Origin of the sequence: Pseudomonas sp. ABFPK, assembly GCF_001586765.1 — a bacterium.
Classification (GTDB): domain Bacteria; phylum Pseudomonadota; class Gammaproteobacteria; order Pseudomonadales; family Pseudomonadaceae; genus Aquipseudomonas; species Aquipseudomonas asiatica.
Genome location: NZ_LQXW01000031.1, coordinates 23,798 through 35,376, shown reverse-complemented (window position 1 = coordinate 35,376; position 11,579 = coordinate 23,798). Strand labels below are relative to the sequence as shown.

Genomic DNA, 11,579 nt, shown 5'->3' with positions numbered 1-11,579 from the left:
CTGGCCCTAATAGGCCAGCCGCCTTTTCTTTTTCAAAATGTCAGCGCTGCCACAGATCTGAAGTCATGCGCCTCATGTTTGCTGCGCGACAGCGCAGCCCGGAAGGGCTGGGTGATCTCCCACAGGAATATCAATCTCCTCAGGCCTGCGGTGTACCTGTAGGAGCGGGCGTGCCCGCGAAGGGGCCGGAACAGGTCAAGACTTGGCTCGGCGAGCCTTGAAGAAGTCACTGAGGATCTGCCCGCACTCCTCCGCCAGCACCCCGCCCTCCACCATCACCCGGTGGTTCAGGAAACCCTGCCCGAAGAACTGCCCCTGGCTCTGCACGATCCCCGCCTTGGGCTCTAGCGCGCCGAATACCACCCGCATCACCCGCGAATGCACGATCAACCCCGCACACATACTGCACGGTTCCAGGGTCACATACAGGGTGCTGCCGGGTAGCCGGTAGTTACTGGCGGATTTCGCCGCCGCGCGAATGGCCACCATCTCGGCGTGCGCACTGGGGTCACTGTCGATGATCGGCCGGTTGAAGCCCTGCCCGATCACCTGCCCATGCTGCACCAGTACCGCGCCCACCGGCACCTCGCCCATGGCCGCACCTTCGGCGGCCAGGGCCAGGGCCAGGCGCATGAATTCCTGATCGCGACTGCGATCGATGATCTGCGGGCGCATCAGACCACCGCGATCGCGGCCATCAGGCCGGTTTCCATGTGGTCGATGACGTGGCAGTGGAACATCCAGGTGCCCGGGTTATCCGCCACCAGCGCCACCTGGGCGCGCTCGTTCTTGCCCAGCAGGTAGGTATCGGTGAACCACGGCTCCTTGATGTCATGACGGTTGGAGCCGATCACCTTGAAGCTCATGCCGTGCAGGTGGATCGGGTGCTGGTATTGGGTCATGTTCTTCAGCTCGAAGATGTAGCTCTTGCCCTTCTGCAACGTGGCAATGGGGCGCTCGGCGCAGGTCTTGTCGGTGATGTCCCAGGCCTGGCCGTTGATCTGCCACATGCTCGACGGCTTATCCTGGTCCGTAGTGACCGAGACTTTCGCCGCCCACTCGAAATTGAAGTTGAGCTTTTCGGCATTCTCCAGGTCCGGCTCGGCGATCGGGTTGGGCGGTAGCGCCGGCGGCCAGTCACTTGGCGCGTCGTTGCTGGCAACCGAACGCAGGGTGCCCAGGCGCACGAAACCGTCGCGCAGGGAGATCTCCTCCCCCGCCTCAGGAATACGGATAGCGAGGCAGATACGCATGCCTGGGCCGAGCCAGTAGTCATCGTCCAATGGGCGCGGGGTTACCGGGTTGCCGTCCAGAGCATAGATTTTTGCCTCGCAGTTGCCCTTGAGGTTGATGCGGTAGGTCCAGGTGTTGTCCAGGTTAAGCAGACGCACCCGCACAACCTGGCCGGCTGGCAACTCGGTGACCGAATCGGCCTGGCCATTGATGGTGATCAGGCGCCCGGCGGTGCCGTTGCGCGCCGCCTCACGCGGGATGCTGAACGGCAACCAGGCGCCCTGCTCGTCCACGTGCCAGTTCTTCAGGCTGAGCGTACGCTCATGCCTGAAGCCGGTCGGCTCGCGCTCCTCGACGATCAGCGGGCCGACCAGGCCACGGCCCAGCTCTTCGGAACTGCTGACATGCGGGTGGTACCAGTAGCTGCCGGCGTCCGGCACACGGAATTTGTAGTCGAAGTACTCGCCCGGCTTGACTGGCAGCTGCGACACATAGGGCACGCCGTCCATTTCCAGCGGCAGGCGGATACCGTGCCAGTGGATGGTGGTTTCGACCGGCAGGTGGTTGATGAAGCGCACCCGCAGCCAGGTGCCCTGGCGTACGCGCAACTCGGTACCTGGTGCCGACGGGCCGAAGGCCCAGGCTTCGGTCTTGAAACCCGGTACCAGTTCCACATCCAGAGGCGCGGCAATAAGCTCGTAGTCGTGCCCTGCGTTCTCGTCCTCGACCTTGCCCAGCCAGTAGCGGGCCGCGCCTCCGGCGCCCAGGCCCACCACAACCAGGCCAGTGAGGCCTTTGAGCATTTGTCGACGAGTAAAGGACATCGGTGCGGGTACCTCATTCTGCGCAATCAGTCTGCCAGCAGGGGCTGGCGATAAAGGGCGAATACGATACACCTGCATTTGCGAAAGATTAAGTGAAGTCTTGTCGCGCGACCGGTTATCTGCCCCGACACCTGTGGCAACCTGCTCCCCCCGGTACCCAACTAACGCCCAGAGGCTGACTTGCCCGATTCAGGGTGGGCTGCTTAAGTTCAACAGACGGGGTGCACAGGTGCTGGCCTTCTGCCCGCCTATCGCTTCAGACAAGACGCCTGCACTGTGAATGCGAAGGTTTGACACCATGTGGCACAGGAATTCATTACTGTATTTTTCGCTGCTGCTCACTTCAGGCCTTCTTCTGGCACCGAAGATCATCCTGATCGAGTTTTTCTCCTATCGATGGGTGGAGACCGGTGTTCTCGATATTGCCCTGTACTTGCTTCAAGACGTGCTGCTGGTGGTCGCCTTCTTTGTGATTGCTGCCACCACCATAACCAGAAACAAATTCAATTTTTATCTGTTAAGCATCGCCTCAGGCGCCTTGCTGCTGTTCCTGCTGGTGGACATGCGAGTTCGGGAGCTATGGCTGAAGCCACTGGACTGGCAACTGATACGCTACAGCCTGCAGAACGCAAGCAACCTGACCTCCGGAGCCGAGGTGTTCCTCACCCAAGCCGCCGGGTTCGGGCACACATTCAGGTTCATTGTCTTTGTGCTTTTTCTTGCCTACCTGGTGACCTGGTCTTTCGCTGGGCTGGCAACCTACATCGCTTATAAAGAACAGCGCACGGTCACAATAAAGAAAAGACAACACCTCTGGGCGTCGCTGCTGGTGATAGGCGCCCTGCTCATCGGCTCCATCCATGCCAAAGACGCACGCTATCACCTGAACGAAAATATTGTCGTCAGTCCGCTGGTCACAACACTCAGAAGCACCACCTTCTTGAATGCAGCTCCGCATAGACCGCCGCTGCCATTCGAACAACCCGCCTACCCGCTAACCAGCGTCAACGACATCCGAAAACTTCAATCTCATGCCACACCAGACTTCAAGAACCTGGTCTTCATCATTCTGGAGTCGGTGCGCTGGAACAGCGTTTTTGCGCCCGACATCAAAACCGCCGAGAGGTATCCCACCTTCGATAAGCTCTCTCGGGAGGGCATGCTCTTCAAAACGTACGTATCAGTGCCTCACTCGTCCAAAGGCTACCACGCGATCCTGACGGGGCTGCACGCCTACCCAGATATTGAAATCAAAGAGGCCATGTACCTGCTACAACCCAGCGTCATCCATGAGCTGAAAAACAGGAAAAACATGGAAGCCGTTGCATTCAGCTCGCTGTACCTGCAATTCGAAAACATGGAGGGTTTCCTGAAGTCCATCGGCGTATCGAATGCCTATGCAGTTTCGGAGATCACCCATGCCGAAAATCGCTCACAACACGCCAGTAGCTTCGGAGAGAGTGATGAACAGCTGTTTTCATCCAGCATCTCTTACCTGGAGAAGATAAAAAATAATGGCCAGGGTTTCATCGCACTCTACTTCCCAAGCGCAGCCCACTACCCCTACCAATGCAGCCAAGGGCCCCCATTACTGAGCGAGCTGGAAAAGTATGAAGACTGCATAGCCAGAACAGACAGCGTACTGGGTGAAATGCTGACATCATTCGACAAGCAAGGCCTTCTGGACGCGACATTATTCGTGCTCGTGGGTGACCACGGAGAGTCGTTTGGTGAGCACGGTCTCTTCATTCACAACGCTTCCATGCACGAAGAAGAAGTGACCGTACCCCTGATTTTCTGGGCCAAGGAAAAGTCACTGCCCAAACCCGCCACAACGACCAGTCACCAGATCGATGTTGCGCCCACGGTCGCCGACTTTTTTGGCGTGATCGAGTCGCCCCTGTCTGTCCAAGGCATCAGCTTGTTGAGGGAACATGGCAAACGCACATTTTTCATGTCCACGTTCTTTGACCAACTGGCGTCAGCCTTGGTGGAGCACCCTTACAAATACATATACGAATTCAGTTCGGACACCCTGACCAAATACAATATCGAGAATGACCCGCAGGAAAAGCACCCGCAGCGCGTGGAGGGCGATGAGTTCGTCGCGGTGAAGAGCAGGTTGCTTTCCTATAATGTCTACCAGAAAGCGCTATTTGTCAAAAAGCCAAAAGAATAAGCAAATCTGAATGAGCAAGAACCAGAAAGCCCGCAATTATGCGGGCTTTCTGGTGTATCCGTGCCTACGGGCACCAGCCTGAGCTGGCTACCCGATCATTCCCACTCGATAGTCGCTGGCGGCTTGCTCGACACGTCGTAGGTAACGCGCGAGATACCATCGATTTCGTTGATGATACGGCCGCTGACGGTTTCCAGCAGCTCGTACGGCAGGTGCGCCCAGCGCGCAGTCATGAAGTCCACGGTCTCGACGGCACGCAGGGCCACGACCCAGGCGTAGCGACGGCCGTCGCCGACGACGCCTACCGACTTGACCGGCTGGAACACCACGAATGCCTGGCTGGTCTTGTGGTACCAGTCGGCCTTGCGCAGCTCTTCGATGAAGATGTGGTCGGCGCGACGCAGGATGTCAGCGTATTCCTTCTTCACTTCACCAAGGATACGCACGCCCAGGCCCGGGCCCGGGAACGGGTGGCGGTAGACCATGTCGTACGGCAGGCCCAGCTCCAGGCCGATCTTGCGCACTTCGTCCTTGAACAGTTCACGCAGCGGCTCGACCAGCTTGAGGTTCATTTCCTCCGGCAGGCCACCAACGTTGTGGTGCGACTTGATCACGTGGGCCTTGCCGCTCTTGGCGCCCGCCGATTCGATCACGTCCGGGTAGATGGTGCCCTGGGCGAGGAACTGGATGTTTTCCAGCTTGCTGGCTTCGGCATCGAACACGTCGATGAAGGTGCGGCCGATGATCTTGCGCTTCTTCTCCGGGTCGGCTTCGCCGGCCAGGTTGTCGAGGAACTGCTTTTCAGCGTCGGCGCGGATGACCTTGACGCCCATGTTCTCCTTGAACATGGCCATCACCTGGTCGCCTTCGTGCAGGCGCAGCAGGCCGTTGTCGACGAATACGCAGGTCAGCTGGTCGCCGATGGCGCGGTGCAGCAGTGCGGCAACGACGGAGCTGTCGACGCCACCGGACAGGCCCAGCAGGACGTTGGCCGAACCGACCTGCTCACGCACCTGGGCAATGGCGTCTTCGACGATGTTGGACGGAGTCCACAGGGCTTCACAGCCGCAGATGTCCTGCACGAAGCGGGACAGGATGCGACCGCCCTGCTTGGTGTGGGTCACTTCCGGGTGGAACTGCACGCCGTAGTAGCCGCGCGCGTCGTCGAACATGCCGGCGATCGGGCAGCTCGGGGTGCTGGCCAGCACGTGGAAGTTGCCCGGCATCTGGGTGACCTTGTCGCCGTGGCTCATCCACACGTCCAGGCCCAGCACGCCGTCGGCGTCGATGTGGTCTTCGATGCCGTCGAGCAGGCGGCTCTTGCCAACCACGTCCACGCGGGCATAACCGAATTCACGCAGGTCGGAACCTTCGACCTTGCCGCCCATCTGCTCGGCCATGGTCTGCATGCCGTAGCAGATGCCCAGCACTGGTACGTTCAGGTCGAACACCGCCTGCGGGGCGCGCGGGCTGTTGGCTTCGTGGACCGACTCGGGGCCGCCGGCGAGGATGATGCCGCGCGGGTTGAATTCGCGGATCGCTTCATCGTCCATGTCGAACGGATGCAGCTCGCAGTACACGCCGATTTCGCGCACGCGGCGGGCGATCAGCTGGGTGTACTGGGAACCGAAATCGAGGATCAGGATGCGGTGAGCGTGAATGTCGAGGGCCATGACTCAATCTCGTCAGTGGAAATCGGAAACGACGCGGGGCTGTCATGACAGCCCCGCTTTCTGTTGTAGCTGGAAGCCTCAGCCTACGCGGTAGTTAGGGGCTTCTTTGGTAATCTGCACGTCATGCACGTGGGACTCGGCCATGCCGGCACCGGTGATGCGCACGAATTCCGGCTTGGTGCGCATCTCTTCGATGGTTGCGCTGCCGGTGTAGCCCATGGACGAACGCAGGCCGCCCATCAGCTGGTGGATGATCGCGGCTAGCGCGCCCTTGTAGGGAACACGGCCTTCGATGCCTTCCGGTACCAGCTTCTCGGCGCCGGCCGAGGAGTCCTGGAAGTAGCGGTCGGACGAGCCTTGCGCCTGTGCCATGGCCCCCAGCGAGCCCATGCCGCGGTAGGCCTTGTAGGAACGGCCCTGGAACAGTTCGACTTCACCCGGAGCCTCTTCGGTACCGGCGAACATCGAACCCATCATCACGCAGGAAGCACCGGCAACGATGGCCTTGGACAGGTCACCCGAGAAGCGGATGCCGCCGTCGGCGATCAGTGGCACACCAGTGCCTTCCAGTGCAGCGGCAACGTTGGCGATGGCGCTGATTTGCGGCACGCCTACGCCGGCAACGATACGGGTGGTGCAGATGGAGCCTGGGCCGATACCGACCTTGACCGCGTCAGCGCCAGCTTCGGCCAGAGCCTTGGCGGCAGCGCCGGTGGCGATGTTGCCGCCGATCACCTGCACTTGCGGGTAGGTTTCCTTGACCCAGCGAACGCGATCGATCACACCTTTGGAGTGACCGTGGGCGGTATCGACCACAACCACGTCAACGCCAGCAGCCACCAGGGCGGCAACACGCTCGCCGGTGTCCTTGCCGGTGCCGACCGCGGCGCCGACGCGCAGGCGACCCTGGTCGTCCTTGCTGGCCAGCGGGTAGGCCTTGGCCTTTTCGATGTCCTTGACGGTCATCATGCCCTTGAGGTTGAACTTGTCGTCAACGATCAGGACTTTTTCCAGGCGGTGCTTGTGCAGCAGCTCGCGGACTTCGTTCTTGTCGGCGCCTTCGCGGACGGTGACCAGACGCTCTTTGGGGGTCATCACGTCGCGGACCTTGGCGTCCAGGCGGCTTTCGAAGCGCACGTCACGGGAGGTGACGATACCGACCAGGTCGCCATTCGCCAGCACCGGAACGCCGGAGATGTTGTTCAGGCGGGTCAGGTCGAACAGGTCGCGCACGGTGGCGTCGGCGTCGATGGTGATCGGGTCCTTGACCACGCCAGCCTCGAACTTCTTGACCTTGCGGACTTCGCTGGCCTGCTGTTCGATGGTCATGTTCTTGTGGATGATGCCGATGCCGCCTTCCTGGGCCATGGCAATGGCCAGGCGCGCTTCGGTCACGGTATCCATGGCAGCGGATACCAGCGGAATGTTCAGCTCGATGCCACGGGTCAAACGGGTCTTGAGACTGACTTCATTAGGCAGTACCTCGGAATAGCCAGGTACAAGGAGGATATCGTCGAAGGTCAGGGCTTCTTGGCTGATACGCAGCATCGCGGGGGCTCCCGGGCGGGAAAAATGGAAGCGCGCCATTATACTCATGCACGGCGCGCCGCTCAATGCAAAATAAGGGCCTTCGGTCAGCCTTGTGGCAGTTTTACCTGTACCACGGCCACCGGCTGGTCGAGCCAGTCGGCGAAGCTGTCGAGGAAGGCCTGGGTGAACCCGGCCTCGCCCCAGTTGTTGAAGATGAACCCCAGGTTGGAAAAGGCACATGGCTGCAGGTAAATGAAGCCATTGATGTCATCTTCGAAGCCGCACAACGGGCAGGTGAAGTTGTCGCTAACTGCCGGCATCCATTCTTCCAGGCTTTCGAACAGCGGCTCACCCACCTCGCGCCGGCACTCGGGGCAACCGGCCTCTTCGAGGAAACCTTCGGTAGGGGTATAGATGCAGCGCTTGAGCATCACCTCCAGGCCGTTGACCTGTTCGCCGAAGGGCAGTTTCTCCGGATGCAGGGCCACTTTGCGGGCACCTTCGGCCAGGGCATGGCCCATGCGATTGCCGGTGCGGCCACAGGTGGTCAGCTGTTCCTCGACGACTTTCTCGCGCACCAGCCAGCGCAGGATGGCGCGGGCACGGGCTTCGTGCACCGGGACGGTAGAAAGCTTGGGAACGATGATGCTCTGGGTGTTCATGAACGGGGCAAGCCTGAAAAACTGCGGTAATAGCGCAATTCTACCGCCTGCTCAGGCGCTCAGGTAGCGACCGATCAGCGCCAGGCCGCTGGCCAGCACCAGCCAGGTGACCAGGCGCACGAAGGCTTCGCGAGACAGCCGATGGGTAAGCCTGCGCCCTGCCCAGAGGCCGACGAGCATGACCGGCAACAGGCAGGCGGCGAGCAACAGCAGGCTCTGGTCGGCATAGACGCCTGCGATAAGGAACAGCGTCAGCCGCACCACCGTACTGCAACTGATCAGCGCGCTCTGGGTAGCGCGCACCTGTTCCTTCACCTCCAGCCGCGCGCTCAGGTACAGCGCATAAAGGAAGCCGCCGCTGCCGAACAAGGCGCCGAACAGCCCGCCTGCCGTGCCCATCGGCATTGCCCAGAAACCCGACAGACTAGCCGGCCGTACCTTCACCGCCAGCCCGTACAGGGCATACGCCGTGACGAACAGCCCCATCAGCAGCAGCAACAGGTCTGACTTCAGCTGTAGCAGGAATACCACACCCAGCGCGCAGCCAATGGCCATGAACGGCAGCAGCCGCAGCAGTTCGCCGCGCACGACATCGCGGCGCGAGGGCAGCAGGTTGCCGAAGGCGGCGACGAAGTCCAGCAGCACCAGCAGCGGAATGATCCGCGACAGCGGCATGAAATGGATCAGCACTGGGCCGGCCACCAGCGCGGTGCCGAAACCGGCGATGCCGAAGACGATGTAGGCAGCGCCGACACCAAGCAGGATAGGCAGCCAGTCGAGGCCGGAAAACGACAGTTGGGCGAGCATGGCAGCAGTTCCTGGAAAGACAGGCAAAGGTTAGCCAGCCATGAGCCATGCCGACTAATATGCCTTTGTCGCCACACTCATCTCGAAAAGGCATGACATGACGTCGATCCGCCAATTGCGTTACTTCGTGGAAATCGCCGAATGCGGCAGCTTCAGCGCTGCCGCCGAGCGGCTGTACATCGCCCAGTCGGCGCTGAGCCGGCAGATCAAGGAACTGGAGCAGCAACTGGGCACGCCGCTGTTCGAACGCACCGCGCGCCTCCCGCGCCTGACACTGGCTGGCCAGGCCTTTTTGGAACGGGCGCGGCGCTTGCTGGCCGACTTGGCGCAGGCCGAGCGTGTAACCCGCGACATTGGCGAAGGGCTGCAGGGCAGTCTGCGCCTGAACCACTCCAGTACAGTGCCGCTGACCGGCCCGCTGCTGGCTCGCCTGGGCGGTTACTTGCGCGACAACCCAGGTGTTTCGCTGGAAATTGCCCAGCAGTCGTCGGAGGCGCAGTTGGAGGATATCGCTGCCGGGCGGTTGGATATCGGCCTGCTGCGCTTGCCGGTGCTGCGCCAGCATGAAGGGGTGGTGCTGCATGAACTGTTCAGCGAACCCCTGCTGCTGGCGGTCTCCGCCGGGCATCCCTTGGCCAGCGCGCCACAGGTGAAACTGGAACAACTGCGGGAAGAGCGCTTCATTTCCATTCCGCACCGGGACCGTGGCGGGCTGAGCTACCTGTCGGCCTCGATGTGCATGGAGGCAGGCTTTTTCCCGCGAGCAGCGCAGGTGCTGTCGCGCAAGACCACCCAGTTGCAGTTGATTCAGGCGGGGTTTGGGGTGGCGTTGTTGCCGGAATGCATGCGTGAGATTGCGCCGGCGTCGGTCAGCTTCGTGGCGCTGGAGGGGGGGTGTGAGAGTACTGTGGCGATGGCTTGCAGGCGTGACGCAGGTTCGATGGTGCGCCAGTTCGTGACGGCGATGCAGGCCTGAAAGGCCGGCCCCCATAGAACTGCACTTAACTCATTGAATTAGCAGGGGCCCTGTGGGAGCGGCTTTAGCCGCGAACACCGGCCCAGCCGGTGCCATGCACCGCGTTGGATTCTTCGCGGCTAAAGCCGCTCCCACAGGGTATGCGGACTGCTTGCACTTTCAGTTATCTACGCGACAGCGCAGCCCAAAGGGCTGGGCCGGCTCCCACAGGGACAGCATGAGGCCCAAGCCAGCGCGATACCTGTGGGAGCCGGCTTGCCGGCGATAGGGCCAGGACAGACAACCGGGGCCGATGTCCTTTATGATGCCCGCCATGATCAGAGACCCTTTCGAACGACTCGGCCTGGACCGCGAGGTCCTTACCGTCAGCCAACTCAACGGCCGCGCCCGCGTGCTGCTGGAAGACGTGTTCCGCAGCGTGTGGGTGGAAGGCGAGATTTCCAACCTCGCCCGCCCGGCGTCCGGCCACATGTACTTCACCCTCAAGGACAGCGGCGCACAGGTGCGCTGCGCGCTGTTCCGACAGAACGCCACGCGGGTGCGCCAGGCCCTGCGCGACGGTCTGGCGGTGCGGGTACGCGGCAAGGTTTCGCTGTTCGAAGGGCGTGGCGATTACCAGCTGATTCTCGACACCGTCGAGCCGGCCGGTGATGGCGCCTTGCGCCTGGCCTTCGAGGCATTAAAAGAGAAGCTCGGTGCCGAGGGGCTGTTCAGCGCCGAACGCAAGCAGCCGCTGCCGGCCCACCCGCAGCGCATCGGCATCATTACGTCGCCCACCGGCGCAGTGATCCGCGACATCATCAGTGTGTTCGGTCGCCGCGCCCCGCAAGTGGAACTGAACCTGATCCCCACCGCAGTGCAGGGCCGCGAAGCCATTGCACAGATCGTGCGCGCGATCCGCCTGGCCGATAGCCGGGGGTTCGATGCACTGATCCTGGCCCGGGGGGGCGGCTCGCTTGAAGACTTGTGGTGCTTCAACGAAGAAGCAGTGGCGCGGGCCGTGGCCGCCTGTGTCACGCCGATTGTCAGCGCCGTGGGCCATGAGACCGATGTCTCGATCAGCGACTTTGTCGCCGACGTGCGCGCGCCTACACCGTCTGCTGCCGCCGAGCTGCTGGCCCCCGACAACAGTGGCCTGCAGCAACGCCTGGATGGCCTGCAACGGCGCCTGCTGCTGCGCATGCAGAACCGCCTGACCCACGACCGCCTGCGCCTGGAGTCACTGACCCGGCGCCTGCGTCACCCGGGCGAGCGCCTGCGCCAGCAGGCCCAACGCCTGGACGACCTGGACATGCGCTTGCGCCGCGCGTTCATGCTCAACCTCAACCAGCGCCACGAGCGCCTGGCACGCCTGGACACCCGCCTCGCCGCGCAGCACCCGGGGCGAACCCTGAAACTGTTGGGCCAACGCCTGGACAGCCTGGCCGAGCGCCTGCCACGGGCCATGCGCGAGGTGCTCAAGGACCGCCGCCAGCGCTTCCAGGCCCAGTTGCAGACGCTGCAGGTGGTCAGCCCGCTGGCCACCCTCGCCCGCGGCTACAGCATCCTGCTGGACGAACAGGGCCAGGCCATCCGCAGCGCCGAACAGACCCGCAATGGCCAGCGCCTGACCGCCCGCCTGAACGAAGGCGAGCTGTTGGTGCGGGTCGAAGACAACCACCTGACCCCGGTCACCCTCTCACTTCTGGACTGACA

General features: G+C 61.9%; 9 protein-coding genes. 3 read left to right on the top strand and 6 right to left on the bottom strand.

Annotated elements, in window-relative coordinates:
- Positions 1–195: 195 nt before the first annotated feature.
- Positions 196–675 (bottom strand): tRNA adenosine(34) deaminase TadA, encoded by a 480-nt coding sequence (gene tadA, locus WM94_RS18855; RefSeq protein WP_013971157.1) that lies wholly within the window; start codon positions 673–675, stop codon positions 196–198.
- Positions 675–2,057: a multicopper oxidase family protein gene (locus WM94_RS18850; RefSeq protein WP_061551899.1), complete on the bottom strand. Its 1,383-nt coding sequence runs from the start codon at positions 2,055–2,057 to the stop codon at positions 675–677. Before WM94_RS18850 ends, tadA begins: the two co-directional genes overlap by 1 nt.
- Before the next feature lie 298 nt (positions 2,058–2,355).
- Between WM94_RS18850 and WM94_RS18845 the strand changes: the two genes are divergently transcribed.
- Entirely contained in the window at positions 2,356–4,236 is a 1,881-nt protein-coding gene (locus tag WM94_RS18845; protein WP_061551898.1) for an LTA synthase family protein, read from the top strand.
- A 95-nt stretch (positions 4,237–4,331) separates the two neighbouring features.
- Here the strand turns inward: WM94_RS18845 and guaA are convergent, their stop codons facing one another.
- The 4 genes from guaA to WM94_RS18825 all read right to left on the bottom strand — a co-directional run bounded on the left by guaA (position 4,332) and on the right by WM94_RS18825 (position 8,908).
- On the bottom strand, positions 4,332–5,909 hold the full coding sequence (gene guaA, locus WM94_RS18840) for a glutamine-hydrolyzing GMP synthase (RefSeq protein WP_013971139.1): 1,578 nt from the start codon (positions 5,907–5,909) through the stop codon (positions 4,332–4,334).
- A 78-nt stretch (positions 5,910–5,987) separates the two neighbouring features.
- Entirely contained in the window at positions 5,988–7,457 is a 1,470-nt protein-coding gene (gene guaB / locus WM94_RS18835; RefSeq protein WP_013971138.1) for an IMP dehydrogenase, read from the bottom strand.
- 86 nt (positions 7,458–7,543) lie between these two features.
- Positions 7,544–8,101 (bottom strand): hypothetical protein, encoded by a 558-nt coding sequence (locus WM94_RS18830; protein WP_003257977.1) that lies wholly within the window; start codon positions 8,099–8,101, stop codon positions 7,544–7,546.
- Between the two features lie 51 nt (positions 8,102–8,152).
- Positions 8,153–8,908, bottom strand: a complete 756-nt coding sequence (locus WM94_RS18825) for a sulfite exporter TauE/SafE family protein (RefSeq protein ID WP_013971137.1) — start codon at positions 8,906–8,908, stop codon at positions 8,153–8,155.
- A gap of 97 nt (positions 8,909–9,005) precedes the next feature.
- Between WM94_RS18825 and WM94_RS18820 the strand changes: the two genes are divergently transcribed.
- Together WM94_RS18820 and xseA are read left to right on the top strand one after the other, a co-directional pair.
- The gene (locus WM94_RS18820; RefSeq protein WP_061551897.1) at positions 9,006–9,884 is read left to right on the top strand and encodes a LysR family transcriptional regulator; all 879 of its coding nucleotides are present in this window, start codon (positions 9,006–9,008) and stop codon (positions 9,882–9,884) included.
- A gap of 313 nt (positions 9,885–10,197) precedes the next feature.
- The gene (gene xseA / locus WM94_RS18815; protein WP_061551900.1) at positions 10,198–11,577 is read left to right on the top strand and encodes an exodeoxyribonuclease VII large subunit; all 1,380 of its coding nucleotides are present in this window, start codon (positions 10,198–10,200) and stop codon (positions 11,575–11,577) included.
- Positions 11,578–11,579: the final 2 nt, after the last annotated feature.

What these genes read in the sequence shown, in the direction of transcription:
- WM94_RS18845 (WP_061551898.1), top strand. Translation starts at nt 2,356, where the DNA reads ATGTGGCACAGGAATTCATTACTGTATTTTTCGCTGCTGCTCACTTCA.
- tadA (WP_013971157.1), bottom strand. Translation starts at nt 675, where the DNA reads ATGCGCCCGCAGATCATCGATCGCAGTCGCGATCAGGAATTCATGCGC.
- xseA (WP_061551900.1), top strand. Translation starts at nt 10,198, where the DNA reads ATGATCAGAGACCCTTTCGAACGACTCGGCCTGGACCGCGAGGTCCTT.
- guaB (WP_013971138.1), bottom strand. Translation starts at nt 7,457, where the DNA reads ATGCTGCGTATCAGCCAAGAAGCCCTGACCTTCGACGATATCCTCCTT.
- WM94_RS18820 (WP_061551897.1), top strand. Translation starts at nt 9,006, where the DNA reads ATGACGTCGATCCGCCAATTGCGTTACTTCGTGGAAATCGCCGAATGC.
- WM94_RS18830 (WP_003257977.1), bottom strand. Translation starts at nt 8,101, where the DNA reads ATGAACACCCAGAGCATCATCGTTCCCAAGCTTTCTACCGTCCCGGTG.
- WM94_RS18850 (WP_061551899.1), bottom strand. Translation starts at nt 2,057, where the DNA reads ATGTCCTTTACTCGTCGACAAATGCTCAAAGGCCTCACTGGCCTGGTT.
- guaA (WP_013971139.1), bottom strand. Translation starts at nt 5,909, where the DNA reads ATGGCCCTCGACATTCACGCTCACCGCATCCTGATCCTCGATTTCGGT.
- WM94_RS18825 (WP_013971137.1), bottom strand. Translation starts at nt 8,908, where the DNA reads ATGCTCGCCCAACTGTCGTTTTCCGGCCTCGACTGGCTGCCTATCCTG.